At 45.6% G+C, this 19,074-nt stretch carries 20 protein-coding genes; 15 read left to right on the forward strand and 5 right to left on the reverse strand.

Going from position 1 to position 19,074, the window contains the following annotated elements; genetic code table 11:
* Positions 1–35: 35 nt before the first annotated feature.
* Positions 36–794 (reverse strand): outer membrane protein OmpK, encoded by a 759-nt coding sequence (locus tag R4537_RS08390; protein ID WP_071179181.1) that lies wholly within the window; start codon positions 792–794, stop codon positions 36–38.
* 327 nt (positions 795–1,121) lie between these two features.
* Between R4537_RS08390 and R4537_RS08395 the strand changes: the two genes are divergently transcribed.
* The 3 genes from R4537_RS08395 to R4537_RS08405 all read left to right on the forward strand — a co-directional run bounded on the left by R4537_RS08395 (position 1,122) and on the right by R4537_RS08405 (position 3,054).
* A complete protein-coding gene (locus R4537_RS08395) occupies positions 1,122–1,703 on the forward strand; it encodes an LON peptidase substrate-binding domain-containing protein (protein ID WP_071179180.1) in 582 nt (193 codons plus the stop codon).
* 89 nt (positions 1,704–1,792) lie between these two features.
* Positions 1,793–2,377 carry an RNA polymerase sigma factor gene (locus tag R4537_RS08400; RefSeq protein ID WP_000483035.1) on the forward strand — a complete coding sequence of 195 codons (585 nt, stop codon included), beginning with the start codon at positions 1,793–1,795 and terminating at the stop codon, positions 2,375–2,377.
* The gene (locus R4537_RS08405; protein ID WP_071179179.1) at positions 2,374–3,054 is read left to right on the forward strand and encodes a ChrR family anti-sigma-E factor; all 681 of its coding nucleotides are present in this window, start codon (positions 2,374–2,376) and stop codon (positions 3,052–3,054) included. Before R4537_RS08400 ends, R4537_RS08405 begins: the two co-directional genes overlap by 4 nt.
* Positions 3,055–3,141: 87 nt before the next feature.
* Here R4537_RS08405 and R4537_RS08410 read toward each other — a convergent pair whose 3' ends face one another.
* The 4 genes from R4537_RS08410 to R4537_RS08425 all read right to left on the reverse strand — a co-directional run bounded on the left by R4537_RS08410 (position 3,142) and on the right by R4537_RS08425 (position 6,887).
* Positions 3,142–4,530, reverse strand: coding sequence for an AmpG family muropeptide MFS transporter (locus tag R4537_RS08410; protein ID WP_080483502.1), 1,389 nt, complete (start codon positions 4,528–4,530; stop codon positions 3,142–3,144).
* A gap of 68 nt (positions 4,531–4,598) precedes the next feature.
* A complete protein-coding gene (locus R4537_RS08415) occupies positions 4,599–5,147 on the reverse strand; it encodes a peptidylprolyl isomerase (protein ID WP_071179178.1) in 549 nt (182 codons plus the stop codon).
* The gene (locus R4537_RS08420; RefSeq protein WP_000737549.1) at positions 5,140–5,715 is read right to left on the reverse strand and encodes a YajG family lipoprotein; all 576 of its coding nucleotides are present in this window, start codon (positions 5,713–5,715) and stop codon (positions 5,140–5,142) included. The genes R4537_RS08415 and R4537_RS08420 overlap by 8 nt, the downstream gene beginning before the upstream one ends.
* A 41-nt stretch (positions 5,716–5,756) precedes the next feature.
* Entirely contained in the window at positions 5,757–6,887 is a 1,131-nt protein-coding gene (locus R4537_RS08425) for a methyltransferase (protein ID WP_071179177.1), read from the reverse strand.
* A 164-nt stretch (positions 6,888–7,051) separates the two neighbouring features.
* On the opposite strand from R4537_RS08425, the gene R4537_RS08430 reads away from it, so the two are divergent.
* From R4537_RS08430 to R4537_RS08485, 12 genes are all read left to right on the forward strand, one after another.
* The gene (locus tag R4537_RS08430) at positions 7,052–7,372 is read left to right on the forward strand and encodes a BolA family protein (protein WP_071179176.1); all 321 of its coding nucleotides are present in this window, start codon (positions 7,052–7,054) and stop codon (positions 7,370–7,372) included.
* A gap of 484 nt (positions 7,373–7,856) precedes the next feature.
* Positions 7,857–9,197, forward strand: coding sequence for a Na(+)-translocating NADH-quinone reductase subunit A (locus tag R4537_RS08435; RefSeq protein WP_071179241.1), 1,341 nt, complete (start codon positions 7,857–7,859; stop codon positions 9,195–9,197).
* 5 nt (positions 9,198–9,202) lie between these two features.
* Entirely contained in the window at positions 9,203–10,450 is a 1,248-nt protein-coding gene (locus R4537_RS08440) for an NADH:ubiquinone reductase (Na(+)-transporting) subunit B (RefSeq protein ID WP_000523294.1), read from the forward strand.
* Positions 10,437–11,210, forward strand: coding sequence for a Na(+)-translocating NADH-quinone reductase subunit C (locus R4537_RS08445; protein WP_000157901.1), 774 nt, complete (start codon positions 10,437–10,439; stop codon positions 11,208–11,210). The genes R4537_RS08440 and R4537_RS08445 overlap by 14 nt, the downstream gene beginning before the upstream one ends.
* On the forward strand, positions 11,210–11,842 hold the full coding sequence (locus tag R4537_RS08450) for an NADH:ubiquinone reductase (Na(+)-transporting) subunit D (RefSeq protein ID WP_032479882.1): 633 nt from the start codon (positions 11,210–11,212) through the stop codon (positions 11,840–11,842). Before R4537_RS08445 ends, R4537_RS08450 begins: the two co-directional genes overlap by 1 nt.
* 7 nt (positions 11,843–11,849) lie before the next feature.
* A complete protein-coding gene (gene nqrE, locus R4537_RS08455) occupies positions 11,850–12,446 on the forward strand; it encodes an NADH:ubiquinone reductase (Na(+)-transporting) subunit E (protein ID WP_071179175.1) in 597 nt (198 codons plus the stop codon).
* Positions 12,447–12,479: 33 nt separating this feature from the next.
* Entirely contained in the window at positions 12,480–13,706 is a 1,227-nt protein-coding gene (nqrF, locus tag R4537_RS08460; protein ID WP_000103962.1) for an NADH:ubiquinone reductase (Na(+)-transporting) subunit F, read from the forward strand.
* Positions 13,707–13,851: 145 nt separating this feature from the next.
* The gene (locus tag R4537_RS08465) at positions 13,852–14,856 is read left to right on the forward strand and encodes an FAD:protein FMN transferase (RefSeq protein WP_071179174.1); all 1,005 of its coding nucleotides are present in this window, start codon (positions 13,852–13,854) and stop codon (positions 14,854–14,856) included.
* 16 nt (positions 14,857–14,872) lie between these two features.
* A complete protein-coding gene (gene nqrM, locus R4537_RS08470) occupies positions 14,873–15,106 on the forward strand; it encodes a (Na+)-NQR maturation NqrM (protein WP_001091359.1) in 234 nt (77 codons plus the stop codon).
* Positions 15,107–15,214: 108 nt separating this feature from the next.
* Positions 15,215–16,297: a DNA polymerase IV gene (gene dinB, locus R4537_RS08475; protein ID WP_001153995.1), complete on the forward strand. Its 1,083-nt coding sequence runs from the start codon at positions 15,215–15,217 to the stop codon at positions 16,295–16,297.
* Positions 16,298–16,624: 327 nt separating this feature from the next.
* The gene (locus R4537_RS08480) at positions 16,625–17,395 is read left to right on the forward strand and encodes a YggN family protein (protein WP_071179173.1); all 771 of its coding nucleotides are present in this window, start codon (positions 16,625–16,627) and stop codon (positions 17,393–17,395) included.
* A gap of 61 nt (positions 17,396–17,456) precedes the next feature.
* Positions 17,457–18,974: a diguanylate cyclase gene (locus tag R4537_RS08485; RefSeq protein ID WP_071179240.1), complete on the forward strand. Its 1,518-nt coding sequence runs from the start codon at positions 17,457–17,459 to the stop codon at positions 18,972–18,974.
* Positions 18,975–19,074 lie beyond the last annotated feature (100 nt).

A 19,074-nucleotide genomic window follows, 5' to 3' on the forward strand; every position in this document is an offset into this window, starting at 1 on the left:
ATGGCGCGAAGTCGCGCCATACAGAGAAGGTTTGTTTAAAAGTTGTACTGGAGTCGGTAGATAACCAAATCCTCGTAATTTTTACGAGCTAGTTTATTGACCGTGTAACGGTAAAGAACACCTGCGGACCAATCTTTGTGGAAATTCCACAGAGCATTTACAGAGCCATTTAGTCCCCAGTTATCACCCTGTATTGCAGCGTATTCATCATTACGAGCAAATTCATATTCTCCCCAAGTTGAGAATGTGAAGTTTTGACCCGCAATGTCAGTGTTATAGAAGCCAACCCAGCCTAGCATGCCACCGTTGTTACCGCTGATACCACCATCCGTGTTAATTTGATGCACACCGATAAATGGAGTGAAGCCCCACCCGTCACCTTTTAGACCGGTATAGCCAATACCTGCTACACGATTCTGTTCATGTAATGTTGGGCCTTTGTCTTTATCTGTGTTGTACACCTGTGCGTATAGCGATACACCAGATTCAGTTAAGTTATAGTGAATAGTCCCTTTCAGAGATGCACCACGATCATCGCCAGCACGATCTACGCCTTCGTAGTCATAGAAACCGTAGATTTGCCCCCAATCAAAAACAGCCCCTCCTTCAATACCGATAACTGCTTGGTTGCGATCTGATATGGTTTGACCAAAGTTAGATGCATCATTACCAAAACCGTGATTCCAAACTTGGTAGTCAGCATAGGCACTACCAAAACCAAATAAGTATTCAGCCTGTGCAGGAACAGCTGTGACAGCAACAATCGTGCTGATGGCTAAAAGTGATTTACGCATAAGGGGAACTCTCTGTAAGTGTGTTGTGTATGGCGGCCGCTTAACTGCAGCTCGTTCAACTGGCGGGCATAATAACGATAAAAATCGCAATTAAAAGTGATAAGAAGTGCAAAATTAAAGGCGTTGAGTGATGTAAATCACACCTTTGTTAATTAATTTTGAACTTATTTTGTATTTCACAATTTTGCATTTTTATTGTGATCTTAATCGCTTTGGTTGCGAGTTGACTAAACTTATACGCTAATCGATAAACCAACAAATTCAGTGAGTGATCGACGAATGAACTCTTTTCGTATACCTAAGTAAATTTATGAAAAGGAGTGAGTAATGGAAGAGATAATGTTGTTTCCACTTAGCTCCGTCGTACTTCCTGAAGGGAAAATGAAGCTACGTATTTTTGAACCGCGCTATCAGCGTATGGTCGCTCAGTGCAGTAAAACGGGCAGTGGATTTGGTCTCTGTTTGTTCGATAGCAAGTCGAATAAAAATGCAAACGAATTATCTGAGTTTGGGACTTTAGTCAAAATCGTTGATTTTGAAACGTTAAGTGATGGTTTGCTTGGGATCACTGTCGTCGGAATGCGACGTTTTGCAATTCGCAAAGTTCGGGTTGAGTATGACGGTTTACGGATTGCTACGGTACAGTGGTTTCCGGATTGGCCAAACCAAGAATTGTTAGATCGGGAGCGTTTCTTAGGTGAGCAACTGCAGGAAGTCTATCGGCAATTTCCACAAATTGGTGAGTTGCACAGTTTGTGCTTTTTTGATGATGCGAGCTGGGTCTGTCAACGTTGGCTAGAACTGCTACCTTTAAGCAAAGGGCAATTTGATGTACTGGTTGGGCAGCGAGATTGTCATGCCGCCTTAGCTTTTTTACAGCGTACCATTGAATCGCATCTCGACACATGAACAATTTGCTTGTGACGAATGATCTCAAGTGGTAACACTGACGTATAGGTTTACTAGAGGTTCGCCTGAGTCATTAAGGATGAGTTTATATGTTTAATCCATCACCTCATACGTTTGGCCGCCAAGAGTGGCTAGAGTGTATGGAAAAAGTTAAAAGCAGGGACACACAGGCTTTTGCTCTGGTATTTAGCTATTACTCGCCGAAATTGAAGCAGTTTGTGATGAAGCATGTCGGTAGTGAACAGGTAGCGTTGGAGCTGGTTCAAGAAACCATGTCAACCGTATGGCAAAAAGCCAGTCTGTTTGATGGGCAGAAAAGCTCTCTCGCGACTTGGATTTACACCATAGCGCGTAACCTAAGCTATGACTTGCTACGCCGACAAAAGGGGCGTGACGCTTATGTGTTGGCCGATGATATTTGGCCGGAAGATTATTGTCCTCCTGATCTGGTTGATCACTACGCACCAGAACAAGATCTGCTCAAAGAGCAGGTGATGAAATTTCTCGACCGCCTGCCAGAAGCACAGCAGCAAGTGATCAAAGCGGTCTATCTAGAAGAAATTCCCCAGCAAGATGTAGCCGATATGCTCGACATTCCACTCGGCACTGTGAAATCACGTCTACGCCTTGCGGTAGAAAAGTTAAGATTATCAATGGATGCGGAGTCCTTATGAGTTATCACCCTAATTATGCTTTACTCGCAGCCTATGCTGAGGGCGGTCTTGATTCTGCGCATGGTTTGGCGATTTCTGCTCATTTGGAAATCTGCCCACATTGTCGTGACTTAGTACATGAGATTGAGGCAGAACTTGGTGAGTTACTCAATCAGCAAGTGGCCTCTTCTGTCGCCTTGTCAGACGATGCCAACTGGCAAGCGATGTTCGATTCGATTGTGGCCTTACCGCAGCAAACGGCATTGAACCCTCCCGTTAAAACCACACCGGTAATGGTGACGGTAAACGGTAAGCAGATTGCGATTCCCAAAGTCTTAGCGCGTTTGGTTAAACCTGAGCAGCAGTGGCGCAGCTACGGTGGCAAAGTGTTCAGTTTACCTTTGCAGTCGGAAGATAATGTACGGATGAATCTGATGTACATTAGCCAAGGGGTTTCTATTCCTCAGCACACCCATAAAGGGTTTGAGTCGACCTTGGTGTTGCACGGTGGTTTTAGTGATGAAAATGGTCATTACGACGTGGGTGATTTTATGCAGCATGATGGTCAAATCTGCCATTCGCCAAGCACACCGCAAGATCAAGATTGTCTTTGCTTAACCGTATTGACTGAGCCTATGGTCTTTACCCAAGGGGTAGCGCGGATCTTTAACCTGTTTGGCAAGGGACTTTACCCGTAACCGTTGATGAGCCTGAAAATAAACAAGGGAGCGATGAAGCTCCCTTGTTGTTTTCGTGAATGGTTTATTTGGTGAATGGTGTGCGCCTTACTGGATGATTTTATCCTCAGGCGGTAACTCTTCTTTATGCTTCTTGGCGTCTTCCAGCATCTGAGTGAAGTCATGACGTAGCGAGTAAAGCATGATCAAACTCGGGATCACCATTACCGCGGTCAAAATGAAGAACAGTGACCAGTCGTTCAGAAAATCCGCTAACTCACCACTAAACGAAGCGATAGTGGTTCTGCCTAAATTACCTAATGAAGCCAGCAACGCGTATTGCGTGGCGGAAAAAGCCTGTCCAGTCATTAAGGTCAAGAAGGAAACAAAAGCTACCGTTGAGAAGGCAGAAGTGAAGTTATCGACGACGAGAGTCGCTAAAAATAGGTGTTCATTAGGACCGACTTTGGCTATCCAAGCAAACATCAAGTTACTGGACGCCATGGCGATGCCGCCAATCAGTAATCCTCGCACAATACCGAACTTGATATTAACTAGGCTACCAAGCAAGGTGAACAAAATGGTGATACCCCAACCGAGTAGCTTAGAGTAGTAGCCAATCTGTTCATTGCTAAAGCCAATTTCTTTGTAAAAGGCAATTGACATGCGTCCTAAGAAGGCTTCGCCGATTTTGAACAGAAACACAAACAGTAGCAGCGTCAATGCAACACGAAAACCATTACGACGGAAAAAGTCGATAAACGGCTCTAAGACCGTGACGGTTAACCAACGGAGTACTGGATTACTAACGACCTGTTGGTGGCGTTCTTCAGCTAGTTGCTGTAATTGATCCCGCTGAGTGTGTGGCTCACCCACCAGCAAGGTAAACAACATCAATAAGCCAACCACTCCCGCCATAATGTAGTAAACCCCATTCCAGCCGATGCTATCGGCATTGACGAAAGCGAAGTAGCCGGGAAGCGAGTAGCCCGTCCACCAACCGACGACCGCCATGGCTGATGCTTGTGGCAATTTGGTCGATTCACTTTTGGGAAAGGTATCAATCCGGAAGGCATCGACAGCCACATCTTGCGTTGCCGAAGCAATCGCAATCCCCAAGGCGAATATGGAGGTCAGCATGAGATTGTTGGCTGGGTTAACCCCCGCGATCAGTAACGTACAGACCAAAACGATGGATTGGCAGAAAAAGATCCAGCTTCGGCGCTGACCAAGCATCGAGTGCAGAATGGGTAACTTGACTCTATCGACGAGTGGTGCCCAAAGAAAGTTAATCGCGTATACCGCAAATACACTGCCAAAATAACCGATGGCAGCGCGGCTGAGTCCGGCATCTTTTAGCCAGCCTGTCATGTTGGAACCAATCAATACCCATGGGAAGCCGCTGGCACAACCCAGCATAAATACCCAGAGCAAGCGTCGATCAAAATAGCTAGTAATAAGTTCTAGCCAAGAATGGGACCGGGGTTGCTGAACCATAACGAGTCCTTTTGAATGTGATTATGATGATTGCCGCACTCCCGAGTGCAGGAGTGCGGTGAGGCAGTTTAAGGTAAGCGAGTGACTTTATTAATGACGATGGGTGTGACAGGAACGTTCTGCATTCGACTTTTATTTTGAGTCGGTTGCTGAGCCATTTTTTCAATCACATCAAATCCTTCGATCACTTGACCAAACACCGCATAGCCAGGCGGCTTTGCGGAATAGTTCAAGAAATCATTATCCACCAAGTTAATGTAAAACTGTCTTGTAGCCGAATTGGGGTTTTGCGTACGAGCCATAGCAATGGTCGCGGTATCATTACGCAGGCCATTACTGGCTTCATTCTCGATCGGGGCGTAAGTCGGTAGCTGGTTAAGGTAAGCATCAAAGCCACCCCCTTGCGCCATAAAGCCTGGGATCACGCGATGAAATTGGCTGCCGACATAGCTGCCGTCATCCACATAGCGTAAGAAATTTGCAACCGAGATCGGTGCTTTTTCTTGATTCAGCTCGATCGTAAAATTGCCGAGTGTGGTTTCCACTGCGACTTTGGGACCTGCCCACACGCAGCTACTGACCACTGCTATGGCTGCCAATAGCCATGACTTAGCCATTGAAGCGTTCCTGCATGTAATTTTGCAGTTCTGCGTCGTTAGCGATCTCTTTGAGCACTTTATTGATCACGTCATTGAGCACAGTTTCAATTTCATCGTTAGAGGCGCTGAGAACTCCGGTGCGTTTTGCGGTGCCGACGTAGCTTTTCACTAATTTACCTCTTGGTGTTTCAGCAGTGATTTCCAATACCACGCTGCCATCCATTTGGTTTTCCATCATCGAGTGTTTTACCGAAACCAAAAGTTCTTGGATTTCGAGAGTGATGGTATTTTCACTGTTGACGCTGAGACGAAAACCTTGCGATCCAAACTGTTCAGCCAGTGCGTTTTCTAGAGTAATACGCACATTTTGGCGTGGATGAATGGGCTCAATATTGTTGCGGCCACTATCGACTAAAGCCACATATTGCGCTGAACGCACATCTTTGCTAGCCAGTGAAAAGCTGCTGTTATTAACAATCGTATTTTGGCTTAATGCCGCTTGAGGGTTAACGTTGATTTGACTCTGCTGAGGAGCAGAACAAGCGGTCAGTAAAGCGATTGAAGCCGCAAGAACCAGTTTTTTCATGGTTAATTCCTTTCGTTTTATTGTGCACACAGCCGCAAGGCTCAAGATTTAATAGCTTGTAAGATAACAAATTTACTGTTGCTGGCGATCACTCTAACATGACTTTTACCAAACAATCTTGCCAGTTTTACATCGTAGCTGAGGTGGCGATTGCCGATCACCCATAATTTCCCGCCTTTTTTCAGAACATGCTTTGAATCACAGAACATTTGCCACGCGATGTGATCCGTAATGGTTTGTTGTTGATGGAACGGCGGATTACACACAATCATTGAGCTGCTGTGCGCTGGGAAACCATCCAGACAGTTGTTGGCGATACAGTGAATATCTCGTTTACCGAGATTATCGTGTAAGTTTTTTTGTGCGGAGGCGATCGCCATAAAGCTTTCATCAACACAGGTGATCTTCGCTTGTGGGTTCAATTGTCCGAGACGAACCGATAACACGCCATTGCCACACCCAAGATCAATAAAGTCTTCCAGAGTCGGATCGGCTGGCAAATGCTCAAGGAAAAATCTGGCACCCAGATCTAAACTTTCACCCGAATACACATTCGGTAAGTTAGTGAGGGTGATAGCATAGGGCTCAACGCTCCAACCGCATTCAGGGTTAACCTCATTAGCGGGATTCACCGTCGCAGAACTGAACACTAAACGATGTTTTTTCCACGCCAGCGAAGTGGTGGTGGGGCCTAGATGCTTTTCAAACAGATTTAAGGTTGATGTATGAATCTCCTTCGCTTTATTCACCGCAATGATCGGGATGTTCGGCGAAAGGGATTTACGCAGTTGGCTCAGGATCCACACCAGATGACGATGACTCTTGGGCAGTTGCAGTAGCACAACAGAGGCATCATTTGGAACCGGATCTAAAGTCGTCAGTAACTGAACAGGCGGACGCTGATTTTGCTGCAAATTCGCTTGAGTCGCTTGATGGGCAATGTAGGAGTCACTCATCATGCTGACTTTGTGTTTTTGACTAAACCAACAACTTAAAGTGCCGAAATGGTCATTAATGATCACGATATGGCTAGATTCTGGGAGAGCGAGTTGTTCCACATGCTGGATGAGGTACTCATCGCCGGCATCCCAAGCTTGCAAGGTTTCGTTATTGCGCTTTGGGAAACGATGAAGAGTGAGCGTCTGCTCAAGCAAAGTAAGCTCAGTTTTCATATTGCTCGTGTTTCTAGTAAATTGACGGCGCATTGTCTCAGATGGCAATAAAACAGCAAATGAAAACCTAGGTTTTTGCATTTTTAGCCACACGCAAGATTCGCTATGGTCTACTCTCAATTTGTCATGTTGTCGACACTCAAGTGTTCAACAAGGAAAGCAATATGATTCAAAATGTTATTGAAAAGAAGCTGAGTGATGAATTTCAGCCCGAGTTTCTGAAAGTGATTAATGAAAGTGATATGCACAACGTGCCGCGAGACTCGGAGAGTCATTTTAAGGTCACAGTAGTGAGTGAACGCTTTGCCGGCCTGCGTCCCGTCGCTCGTCATCGCTTGGTCAATCAAACCTTGGCGGATGAGTTAGCGAATCATATCCACGCGCTCGCCATTCATACCTACACGGCTCAAGAGTGGCAGCAAATGAATCAGGAAAGTCCAGAAAGCCCTATGTGTTTAGGGGGCTCGCGCAAAAGCGCTCAATGATAGGTTTAACACCTATAATGTTTGATTGGATTTTGAGCAAATCATTAACACGGTTTAAACAAATGCATTCGAATATGTCAGGTTATGCTGCGGTTTAGTGGCTTAAGTCAGTCAATAGGCCTACATAAAATAGGCCTTAGTGAGTTTGTGCGATGCTTCAAAAATATGATGATTTCTTAGCCTTTCACTCCGGATTCGTTTGAAATTAAACAGTGATTCAGGGCATTGGTCATGGCATCAAGTTCCCAAAAGATGCTAGACTACAGCACCTGACAAATCCCCCACATGATTTGTGATGGGATTTTTAAAAGGATGTTGCGATTTTAATGGTTCAAGCCATTAAAAACGGACACAAACAATGTCGTGTCTACCGAGGTAAGGATTCCGCTAGCGTTGTTCAGTTGTAAGGACAAGGCAAACGGAGTGCGCCTCGAATTTGCGCAATGAAAGAATCTTTTTCCCGATAAAAGTAGTGCAAGTGCGTATGATTACAATAAAAAAGGGATTGGACCTTCCTATCGCAGGAACTCCTTCCCAGGTGATTAGTGATGGTAAAACCATCAAAAAAGTCGCCTTGCTTGGCGAAGAGTACGTCGGCATGCGTCCTACAATGCATGTCCGCGTAGGTGATGAAGTAAAAAAAGCTCAGATTCTTTTTGAAGATAAGAAGAATTCTGGTGTGAAATTTACTTCACCAGTCAGCGGTAAAGTGGTTGAAATCAATCGTGGTGCAAAACGCGTTCTTCAATCTGTAGTGATTGAAGTGGCGGGTGATGACCAAGTGACCTTCGACAAGTTTGAAGCCAATCAATTAGCCAGTTTGAATCGCGATGCGATCAAAACACAGCTGATTGAATCCGGTCTTTGGACTGCTTTCCGTACTCGTCCGTTCAGCAAGGTTCCAGCCATTGATTCCACTTCTGAAGCCATTTTTGTCACTGCTATGGATACCAATCCGTTGGCAGCTGAGCCGACCGTTGTGATCAATGAACAATCTGAAGCCTTTGTTGCTGGTCTAGATGTGCTTTCCGCACTGACAACTGGCAAAGTGTACGTTTGTAAAAAAGGTACCAGCTTGCCACGTTCTCAACAGCCGAATGTTGAAGAACACGTCTTTGACGGCCCACATCCTGCAGGCTTAGCTGGCACTCACATGCATTTCCTCTATCCAGTAAGTGCAAACCACGTGGCGTGGAGCATCAACTATCAGGACGTGATCGCAGTTGGTCAACTCTTCCTGACGGGCGAGCTATATAACCAGCGTGTGGTTTCTCTTGCCGGTCCGGTGGTGAACAAACCTCGTTTGGTTCGTACTGTTATGGGCGCATCACTAGAGCAACTGGTTGATAGCGAAATCATGCCAGGCGAAGTACGCATCATCTCTGGCTCTGTGCTGTCTGGTACGAAAGCCACTGGACCACACGCTTATCTTGGTCGTTACCATTTACAGGTGTCAGTCCTTCGTGAAGGACGTGATAAAGAACTGTTTGGTTGGGCAATGCCGGGTAAGAACAAGTTCTCTGTGACTCGCTCTTTCCTTGGTCACTTATTCAAGGGCCAAGTGTACAACATGACCACAACCACTAATGGTAGTGATCGATCTATGGTTCCAATCGGTAACTATGAGAAGGTCATGCCACTAGATATGGAGCCAACCTTGTTGCTTCGTGATCTGTGTGCTGGTGACAGTGACAGCGCGATTCGCTTAGGTGCTTTAGAGCTGGATGAAGAAGATCTAGCACTGTGTACGTTCGTTTGCCCTGGCAAATACGAGTACGGTCAGCTCCTGCGTGAGTGCTTAGACAAGATCGAGAAAGAAGGGTAATTTCCATGGGCCTTAAAAAGTTTCTTGAAGACATCGAGCATCATTTTGAGCCAGGTGGCAAACACGAGAAGTGGTTTGCTCTGTATGAAGCAGCGGCGACGCTGTTCTATACACCAGGTCTGGTAACCAAAAGAAGCTCGCACGTTCGTGATAGCGTTGATCTAAAACGTATCATGATCATGGTTTGGCTTGCCGTATTTCCAGCAATGTTCTGGGGTATGTACAACGCTGGCGGCCAAGCTATTGCAGCACTTAACCATCTGTATTCCGGTGATCAACTCGCGGCGATTGTGGCGGGTAACTGGCACTACTGGCTAACCGAAATGCTTGGCGGAACCATGTCAAGCGATGCTGGTTGGGGCAGTAAAATGCTGTTGGGTGCAACCTACTTCCTACCTATCTACGCTACGGTGTTCATCGTCGGTGGTTTCTGGGAAGTGTTGTTCTGTATGGTGCGCAAGCATGAAGTCAACGAAGGTTTCTTCGTTACCTCTATTCTGTTTGCTCTGATTGTTCCTCCAACTCTGCCTCTGTGGCAAGCCGCACTGGGTATTACCTTTGGTGTTGTGGTTGCGAAAGAAGTGTTTGGTGGTACAGGCCGTAACTTCCTTAACCCAGCGTTGGCTGGCCGTGCTTTCCTGTTCTTTGCTTACCCAGCACAGATCTCAGGTGACCTAGTATGGACTGCAGCAGATGGTTATTCAGGCGCAACTGCTCTGAGCCAATGGGCACAAGGTGGTGCAGGTGCACTTATTAACAACGCGACGGGTCAAACGATCACTTGGATGGATGCTTTCATTGGTAACATCCCAGGTTCAATTGGTGAAGTATCTACACTGGCACTCATGATTGGTGCGGCGTTCATTGTTTATATGGGCATTGCTTCATGGCGCATTATTGGCGGCGTGATGATTGGTATGATCCTGCTGTCGACACTGTTTAACGTGATTGGCTCAGATACCAACGCAATGTTCAACATGCCTTGGCATTGGCACCTAGTATTGGGTGGTTTCGCATTCGGTATGTTCTTCATGGCGACTGACCCAGTTTCTGCGTCCTTCACCAATAGTGGTAAATGGGCTTACGGTATTCTGATCGGCGTTATGTGTGTGCTGATCCGTGTTGTGAACCCGGCTTACCCAGAAGGCATGATGCTGGCGATCCTATTCGCGAACTTATTTGCGCCACTGTTTGACCATGTGGTTGTAGAGAGAAATATCAAGCGGAGATTAGCGCGCTATGGCAAGCAATAACGATAGCATTAAAAAGACGCTGTTTGTTGTTATCGCGTTGAGCCTAGTGTGCTCAATCATTGTATCGGCAGCGGCTGTCGGTCTGCGTGACAAGCAAAAAGAAAATGCGGCATTAGACAAGCAGAGCAAGATCCTGCAAGTGGCTGGCATTGAAGCGAAAGGCAGTAAACAAATCGTTGAATTGTTCAATAAAAGCATTGAACCACGTCTGGTTGACTTCAACACGGGTGACTTTGTTGAAGGTGATGCAGCTAACTACGATCAACGTAAAGCAGCGAAAGAAGCCTCTGAATCTATCAAGCTGACCGCTGAACAAGATAAAGCGAAGATCCAACGTCGTGCTAATGTTGGTGTGGTTTATCTGGTGAAAGACGGCGACAAAACCAGCAAGGTGATTCTGCCTGTACACGGTAACGGCCTATGGTCGATGATGTACGCGTTTGTAGCAGTAGAAACTGACGGTAACACGGTTTCAGGTTTGACCTACTATGAACAAGGTGAAACTCCGGGATTGGGTGGCGAAGTTGAAAACCCAGCTTGGCGTGCTCAATGGGTCGGTAAAAAACTGTTTGATGAAAACCACAAACCTGCGATCAAGATTGTCAAAGGTGGTGCACCTCAAGGTTCAGAGCATGGCGTAGACGGTCTGTCTGGCGCAACTCTTACTGGCAATGGTGTGCAAGGTACATTTGACTTCTGGTTAGGCGACATGGGCTTTGGTCCATTCCTAGCAAAAGTACGTGACGGAGGTCTTAACTAATGTCTAGTGCAAAAGAGCTGAAAAAAAGTGTGTTAGCTCCTGTTCTGGACAACAACCCGATTGCACTGCAAGTGCTCGGTGTTTGTTCAGCACTGGCGGTAACCACTAAGCTGGAAACGGCATTTGTTATGACGCTAGCGGTAATGTTTGTTACTGCATTGTCTAACTTCTTCGTTTCTCTGATCCGTAACCATATTCCTAACAGTGTGCGTATTATCGTGCAAATGGCGATTATCGCTTCGTTAGTTATTGTGGTAGACCAGATTCTGAAAGCGTATCTGTACGATATTTCTAAGCAACTGTCGGTATTCGTTGGTCTGATTATTACCAACTGTATCGTAATGGGCCGTGCAGAAGCGTTTGCGATGAAATCTGCACCACTCCCATCTTTGATTGATGGTATCGGTAACGGTTTAGGATACGGTTTTGTACTGTTGACTGTTGGCTTCTTCCGTGAGCTTTTAGGCTCAGGCAAACTGTTTGGTTTGGAAGTTCTGCCTCTTATCAGCAACGGTGGTTGGTATCAGCCAAACGGTCTGATGCTGCTCGCGCCTTCTGCATTCTTCCTAATCGGTTTCTTGATTTGGGCGATTCGTACGTTCAAGCCTGAACAAGTAGAAGCGAAGGAGTAAGGTAGTCATGGAACATTATATTAGTCTGCTGGTGAAAGCGGTTTTCATCGAGAACATGGCACTCTCTTTCTTCTTAGGGATGTGTACCTTCTTGGCGGTGTCGAAGAAAGTTAAGACATCATTCGGCTTAGGTATTGCGGTAATCGTAGTACTAACTATCTCTGTACCAGTCAACAATCTGGTGTATAACCTAGTGCTCAAGCAAGATGCACTAGTTGAAGGGGTAGATCTCAGCTTCCTGAACTTTATTACTTTCATCGGTGTTATTGCGGCACTAGTGCAGATTTTAGAGATGATCCTCGATCGTTTCTTCCCGCCTTTGTACAACGCACTGGGCATCTTCCTTCCGCTGATCACAGTAAACTGTGCGATCTTCGGTGGTGTGTCTTTCATGGTGCAGCGTGATTACACTTTTACTGAATCTATTGTGTATGGTTTCGGTTCTGGTGTGGGTTGGATGCTGGCTATCGTCGCTCTTGCAGGTATCCGTGAGAAGATGAAGTACTCAGACGTTCCTCCAGGTCTGCGTGGTTTGGGTATTACCTTTATCACAACAGGACTTATGGCGTTAGGTTTTATGTCCTTCTCTGGTGTTCAACTGTAAGCCGGGTAAACCGCAGCAATAAAGGAATAGTTAATGTCTACTATTATTTTTGGTGTAGTGATGTTTACCCTGATTATACTGGCCTTGGTTTTGGTGATTCTGTTCGCCAAATCCAAACTAGTACCAACAGGTGACATTACAATTTCTATCAATGGCGATCCTGAAAAAGCGATCGTAACCCAACCGGGTGGTAAGTTGCTGACTGCATTGGCTGGCGCTGGTGTATTCGTATCTTCAGCTTGTGGTGGTGGTGGTTCATGTGGCCAATGCCGCGTAAAAATCAAATCAGGTGGCGGTGATATTCTGCCGACAGAACTGGATCACATCAGCAAAGGCGAAGCCCGTGAAGGTGAGCGTTTGGCGTGTCAGGTTGCTGTGAAAGCAGATATGGATCTGGAACTGCCAGAAGAGATCTTTGGCGTGAAGAAGTGGGAATGTACGGTTATCTCTAACGATAACAAAGCCACTTTCATCAAAGAGCTGAAGCTTGCGATTCCTGATGGTGAATCAGTACCGTTCCGTGCGGGTGGTTACATTCAGATTGAAGCCCCTGCGCACCATATTAAGTACGCCGATTTTGATGTACCTGAGAAATACCGTGGTGACTGGGATAAATTCAATTTGTTCCGTTATGAGTCTAAAGTGGATGAGCCAATCATCCGTGCATACTCAATGGCGAACTACCCAGAAGAGTTTGGCATCATCATGCTGAACGTGCGTATCGCGACTCCGCCGCCAAATAATCCAAATGTGCCACCAGGCCAAATGTCTTCTTACATCTGGTCACTGAAAGCCGGTGATAAATGTACGATTTCTGGTCCGTTCGGTGAGTTCTTCGCGAAAGACACTGATGCAGAGATGGTATTTATCGGTGGTGGTGCGGGTATGGCGCCAATGCGTTCGCACATCTTTGACCAACTTAAGCGTCTGAAGTCTAAGCGTAAGATGTCTTACTGGTACGGTGCCCGTTCTAAGCGTGAAATGTTCTACGTGGAAGATTTCGATGGCCTAGCGGCTGAGAATGACAACTTCGTATGGCACTGTGCTCTGTCAGATCCTCAACCAGAAGATAACTGGACAGGCTACACCGGTTTCATCCATAACGTACTGTATGAAAACTATCTGAAGGATCACGAAGCTCCAGAAGATTGTGAATACTACATGTGTGGACCTCCGATGATGAACGCGGCAGTGATCAACATGCTGAAAAACCTAGGTGTAGAAGAGGAAAACATCCTACTGGATGACTTCGGTGGTTAATCGATAACTCGCTACACTGCGATGGCTGGCTCGTTCGAGTCAGCCATTGTTTTTTACAAATCGGATATTGAAAGTGTCGATGGTTATCTGGTTTAGGGCATCGGTATTTCCCATATCAATTTTTAACTATGAAAGGAGTAAACAAGTGAGAAATTGGCTTGTTGCATTAGCTTCTCTTCTCTTGCTGGCTGGCTGTGAAAAGCCCGTAGAGCAGGTACATCTCAGTGGCCCAACCATGGGAACTACTTACAACATCAAATACATTCAACAGCCGGGCGTTGCGGATTCGAAAACACTGCAAATCGAGATTGATCGACTCCTTGAAGAAGTGAACGATCAAATGTCGACTTACCGTAAAGACTCTGAGTTAAGCCGTTTTAACCAGCATACTAGTAGTGAACCTTTTGCCGTTTCTACACAAACGTTAACCGTGGTGAAAGAGGCGATTCGTTTGAACGGTCTTACTGAAGGTGCTTTAGATGTGACCGTCGGACCTTTGGTTAATCTGTGGGGATTTGGCCCTGAAGCTCGTCCTGATGTGGTACCAACCGATGAAGAGCTTAATACACGTCGTGCTATTACTGGCATCGAGCACCTGACGATTGAAGGGAATACGCTGAGTAAAGATATTCCTGAACTGTATGTCGACTTGTCTACGATTGCCAAAGGTTGGGGGGTAGATGTGGTTGCCGATTACCTTCAATCTCAAGGTGTCGAAAACTACATGGTAGAAATTGGCGGAGAAATCCGTTTGAAAGGATTGAACCGTGATGGTGTACCGTGGCGCATTGCGATAGAAAAGCCAAGTGTTGATCAGCGTAGTGTGCAAGAGATCATCGAACCGGGTGATTATGCGATCGCAACCTCCGGTGATTACCGTAACTACTTTGAGCAAGATGGCATTCGTTACTCGCATATCATCGACCCAATCACTGGACGCCCAATCAATAACCGTGTGGTCTCGGTGACGGTACTGGATAAGTCTTGTATGACGGCGGATGGCTTAGCGACAGGTTTAATGGTCATGGGCGAAGAGCGTGGTATGGCTGTCGCAGAAGCCAACCAGATCCCGGTTTTAATGATTGTGAAAACGGATGATGGCTTTAAAGAGTACGCATCAAGCAGCTTTAAACCGTTTTTAAGTAAGTAATAGTGAGCATAAAACAATGAACACCTTTTTGATTACTTTTGGTTTCTTTCTGGCCGTAATTGCCGCCATGGCCGTTGGGTACATTTTCCAACGTAAAGTGGTGAAAGGCAGCTGTGGTGGTTTAGGTGCAGTGGGCATTGAAAAAGTCTGCAATTGCCCTGAGCCTTGTGATGCACGTAAAAAACGTGAAGCTAAAGCAGCCGCCCGCGCCGAGCGTCTTGCGGCTTGGGAAAAAGATCGGATCGCATAATTCGTGTTATCGCATCAAAAAGCTCGCTCCGGCGGGCTTTTTGTTTATCAGACTTTCCTTATCGATGGCTTATTATTATACTGTTTATGTATACAGTGTTGGTGGGCTATGCAAGACAGAATTCGTAAAATCATCCATGTTGATATGGACTGCTTTTTCGCTGCCGTTGAAATGCGAGATAACCCTGCGTATCGAGAGATACCACTGGCTGTGGGCGGACATGAAAAGCAGCGTGGAGTGATCAGTACATGCAACTATCAGGCGCGCAAATTTGGCGTTCGTTCTGCTATGCCTACCGCTCAGGCATTAAAACTCTGCCCTCAACTGCATGTCGTTCCGGGGCGGATGTCTGTCTACAAAAGTGTTTCTCAACAAATCCAAACTATTTTTCAGCGTTATACCACGTTGATTGAGCCTCTTTCACTTGATGAGGCCTATCTTGATGTCAGTGAATCGACTGCCTATCAAGGTAGTGCGACCTTAATTGCTCAAGCGATTCGACGTGATATTTGGCAAGAGTTGAATTTAACGGCGTCCGCTGGTGTTGCGCCGATCAAGTTTCTTGCAAAAGTCGCGTCCGACTTAAATAAACCTGATGGTTTGTATGTGGTGACGCCTGACAAAGTACAGGAGATGGTCGATAGTTTGCCGCTGGAAAAAATTCCGGGTGTTGGCAAAGTGGCGTTAGAAAAGCTGCATCAAGCCGGTCTTTATGTCGGAGCGGATGTAAGGCGAGCCGATTATCGCAAGTTACTGCATCAATTTGGGCGTTTAGGGGCTTCTTTGTGGAAAAAAAGTCACGGCATTGATGAACGTGAAGTGGTGACTGAGCGCGAACGAAAATCTGTCGGTGTGGAGTACACCTTTAGCCAAAACATTTCGACGTTTCAGGAGTGTTGGCAAGTGATTGAACAGAAATTGTATCCGGAGCTAGATGCTCGTTTGAGTCGGGCTCACCCACAGCGAGGCATTATTAAACAAGGCATTAAAGTGAAATTTGCTGATTTCCAACAGACAACCATTGAGCATGTTCACCCTGCATTAGAGCTCGACTACTTCCACGAGCTGTTAGAGCAAGTGTTAACTCGCCAGCAAGGACGAGAAATTCGCTTACTTGGTTTAAGTGTAATGCTTAAGCCGGAATTGCAGATGAAACAGCTATCGATGTTTCCGAGTGATGGATGGCAATAGGCCGATGTCTCTCTTAAAACAGGCATAATGGAGTTGTGTGATAATGAGCGTTATCCCCTTGCTACTTTTGTTGTGGCCGTGTGGGGTAACTACATTCACCTCAATCATGAAATTTGTCTATGCTCATGGGGATGTAAACCTGTGCCGCCCACTGTAAATCGCTTGGGAGAGTGCGTTCGTTATTGATATACCACTCTAAATGAATGAGAGAGATTTCGCTTTGGGTTCCGTTATAAGCGATTTGATTTGATGAATTGAACAATAAACGGCAGGAAAGTGTCATTTTTGACGTTATATTGGCGTAGGATTCATCAGGATTGATTATAGTTGGCAAAAAATAAGCCAGAGAACACCATGAAAAAATCGTTTTTAACTTTAGCGCTACTAATGAGTTCCTCCACTTGGGCGGCACAATGTAAAGTGGATATCCAAAATGAAGTACATCTTAATACTCAACGTGTTGAGATTCTGCGCACCAGCAGTGATAAAGCGCTGATCGATAAGCAGAACAATCTTTATATTCAAGGTAAGAGAGTTTCGCTTAATACAGATCAGCAGGCTGCGGTACGTCAGTATCGTGAGCAGTTGACCAGTTTATTGCCGAAAGCTCAGCGTTGGGCAGACGATAGTTTGAAGCTAGCCAATCAGTTAGTTGACGATGTTGCGTACTCTCTAGAGGCTCCACAAGCGTTTAATAATGTGAAAGCCTCTATGGCCACCTTGTTTGCTGAAGCGAAAGCCGAGTACTTTAAAAACGGCGATTTGGTTATTCCCGCTGAAACGTTTGCTGCGATGCAAGCTCGGTGGCAACAGAAATTATCGCAAGGTAAAGAAGTTCTCACACAGCAATTTTTTACCAGTGCGTTTGATGTGATGGCGAGTAAAATGCAGCAGGGGGGCGGTATGAATCTTAGCCAGCTTGGTAAAAACATGGCGGATTTAAAAACCAAATTGGACAACAAACTAAAAGAGCAAAGCTCGACGTTTGAGAAACAAGGACGAGAGTGGTGTGATACTTTGAATAAAATGACGCAACAAGAACAGCAATTACACAAAAAGATCCCTCAACTAAAGAACTATCAAGTCTTCACCATCTAAACTGATAAGAGCGTGACCTGTGCTCTTTTGTTTATGTAAGGTTTATTATGACGATGGTGATATGAATTTAAATAACTTTAGCCTGCGCTGGCTAACGACACTCAATGCGTTAGCGGTGGTGTTAGGCTTTTTAATGTTTTATCTGACCTTTAAATATTTCTGGTCACATGATCGTGAAGTTGCACAAGTGCTGCAGTTACAACAGGCCGAGCTGCAGCGTGTTGAAACCCTGCTATCGTTAGAGCGTAAGGCTATGGGAGCATCCTTGGAGGACTATGCCGCTTGGGATGAAATGGCAGCCTTCATCGCGGAGCCAAATCTTGAATTCACACAAAGCAATATTGGAGAACACGCATTCACGTCCCAATTTCTGGATGGTGTATTTATTTATGATCCTGAGGGTAATTTAGTTTGGGGCAAGAAATATGACGCAGCAACGATGCAGAGCTCTAGCTATGAGCACTTATTGCCGGATTTTTCTCGTATTTTACAGCAGGCTACACGTTTAAGTGTGAATGAAATTTCCACGTCCGTTCGCTATATGGTGGTGGAAGATGAACCTTATTTAGCTGCCACGGCTCGGGTGTGTGGTAGTGATGGAAAAGCGTGTAACAAAGGTTACTTAATCTTTATTAAAAAAGTCCGCGCCCAGTTTGCGAATGTGGTTGAGCAAGCCACGGGTGTCGATATCGAAGTACTAACGTGTAAAATTGATGCGCCTTTACCGCAAGACGAGGTGGATGTCTCATACATCAAGCAACTCGATTACAGTGGTAACTCCAGCGTGTTATTTAAAATTAACCATCACATTAAGCATCCTCCCTTCATTCGAACTGAAGAAATTTTCGCTTTGCTGTTCTTTTCACTGGTGATGTACTTAGTCAATTTATGGGTGGTAATCGCCTTGATCAAACCGATCACGACCGCCAGTCAAGTGTTACAACAATTCAAAACCTCGGGCGGAAAAATGCCAGATGCGAGTACTTTTATCTCATCGGAAATGAAGGAGTTTGCCACTACGATCAACCGAATCGTTGGGCAATTGGAGGACAGTCAACAAGTGTTACGTTGGCAATCTGAGCATGACCCACTAACGCGTATTTCCAATCGCCGTCATTTAGAAAAGCAGCTTAAAAGTTATCTGAGCGATCGCCCGCAGGCCTATCTGGTGCTGTTTCTTGTCGATATCGATTTTTTCAAACGTTTCAATGACAGCTTTGGGCATTTAGCCGGCGATGAAGCCTTATGTTCCGTGGCTGATGTGCTCCAATCGGTAGAGTTCCATGGCGAGAAAATCGTGGCGCGCTTTGGGGGAGAAGAGTTTTGTGTTGTTTTAGCTTCTGAGTGTGCATTTGATGCAGAACAGTATGCACAGCAGATGAGAAGTAAAATTGCACAGTTGGCGATTGCTAATCCTGTTGATTCACTTTGCCAATATCTGACTGTGAGTATTGGCGGAGTGTATGCCATCTCTCCAAAGATGGAGTCTTATCTCTCTTTGTTCCATCAGGCGGATATGGCACTTTATCATGCGAAAGAACACGGACGAGATCGATACGTTGTGCGAAGTTTTGTCTAAATTTTAAACGATATGTAATTCAAAATTTGGTTCGAGTCGATAAAAGTAAAGTGATTGGGTGATTTTTCAGCAAATGATTCTGTTGCTGATTGAGTCAATC

This window comes from Vibrio paracholerae, from assembly GCF_037672085.1.
Classification (GTDB): Bacteria; Pseudomonadota; Gammaproteobacteria; order Enterobacterales; family Vibrionaceae; genus Vibrio; species Vibrio cholerae.

Bases quoted from the DNA above. Each gene is read 5' to 3' on its own strand.
- R4537_RS08450 (WP_032479882.1), top strand. From the start codon at position 11,210: ATGTCTAGTGCAAAAGAGCTGAAAAAAAGTGTGTTAGCTCCTGTTCTG.
- R4537_RS08425 (WP_071179177.1), bottom strand. From the start codon at position 6,887: ATGAAAACTGAGCTTACTTTGCTTGAGCAGACGCTCACTCTTCATCGT.
- R4537_RS08485 (WP_071179240.1), top strand. From the start codon at position 17,457: ATGAATTTAAATAACTTTAGCCTGCGCTGGCTAACGACACTCAATGCG.
- R4537_RS08400 (WP_000483035.1), top strand. From the start codon at position 1,793: ATGTTTAATCCATCACCTCATACGTTTGGCCGCCAAGAGTGGCTAGAG.
- R4537_RS08430 (WP_071179176.1), top strand. From the start codon at position 7,052: ATGATTCAAAATGTTATTGAAAAGAAGCTGAGTGATGAATTTCAGCCC.
- R4537_RS08435 (WP_071179241.1), top strand. From the start codon at position 7,857: ATGATTACAATAAAAAAGGGATTGGACCTTCCTATCGCAGGAACTCCT.
- R4537_RS08415 (WP_071179178.1), bottom strand. From the start codon at position 5,147: ATGGCTAAGTCATGGCTATTGGCAGCCATAGCAGTGGTCAGTAGCTGC.
- R4537_RS08410 (WP_080483502.1), bottom strand. From the start codon at position 4,530: ATGGTTCAGCAACCCCGGTCCCATTCTTGGCTAGAACTTATTACTAGC.
- R4537_RS08440 (WP_000523294.1), top strand. From the start codon at position 9,203: ATGGGCCTTAAAAAGTTTCTTGAAGACATCGAGCATCATTTTGAGCCA.
- R4537_RS08420 (WP_000737549.1), bottom strand. From the start codon at position 5,715: ATGAAAAAACTGGTTCTTGCGGCTTCAATCGCTTTACTGACCGCTTGT.
- dinB (WP_001153995.1), top strand. From the start codon at position 15,215: ATGCAAGACAGAATTCGTAAAATCATCCATGTTGATATGGACTGCTTT.
- R4537_RS08445 (WP_000157901.1), top strand. From the start codon at position 10,437: ATGGCAAGCAATAACGATAGCATTAAAAAGACGCTGTTTGTTGTTATC.
- R4537_RS08395 (WP_071179180.1), top strand. From the start codon at position 1,122: ATGGAAGAGATAATGTTGTTTCCACTTAGCTCCGTCGTACTTCCTGAA.
- R4537_RS08390 (WP_071179181.1), bottom strand. From the start codon at position 794: ATGCGTAAATCACTTTTAGCCATCAGCACGATTGTTGCTGTCACAGCT.
- nqrE (WP_071179175.1), top strand. From the start codon at position 11,850: ATGGAACATTATATTAGTCTGCTGGTGAAAGCGGTTTTCATCGAGAAC.
- nqrM (WP_001091359.1), top strand. From the start codon at position 14,873: ATGAACACCTTTTTGATTACTTTTGGTTTCTTTCTGGCCGTAATTGCC.
- nqrF (WP_000103962.1), top strand. From the start codon at position 12,480: ATGTCTACTATTATTTTTGGTGTAGTGATGTTTACCCTGATTATACTG.
- R4537_RS08405 (WP_071179179.1), top strand. From the start codon at position 2,374: ATGAGTTATCACCCTAATTATGCTTTACTCGCAGCCTATGCTGAGGGC.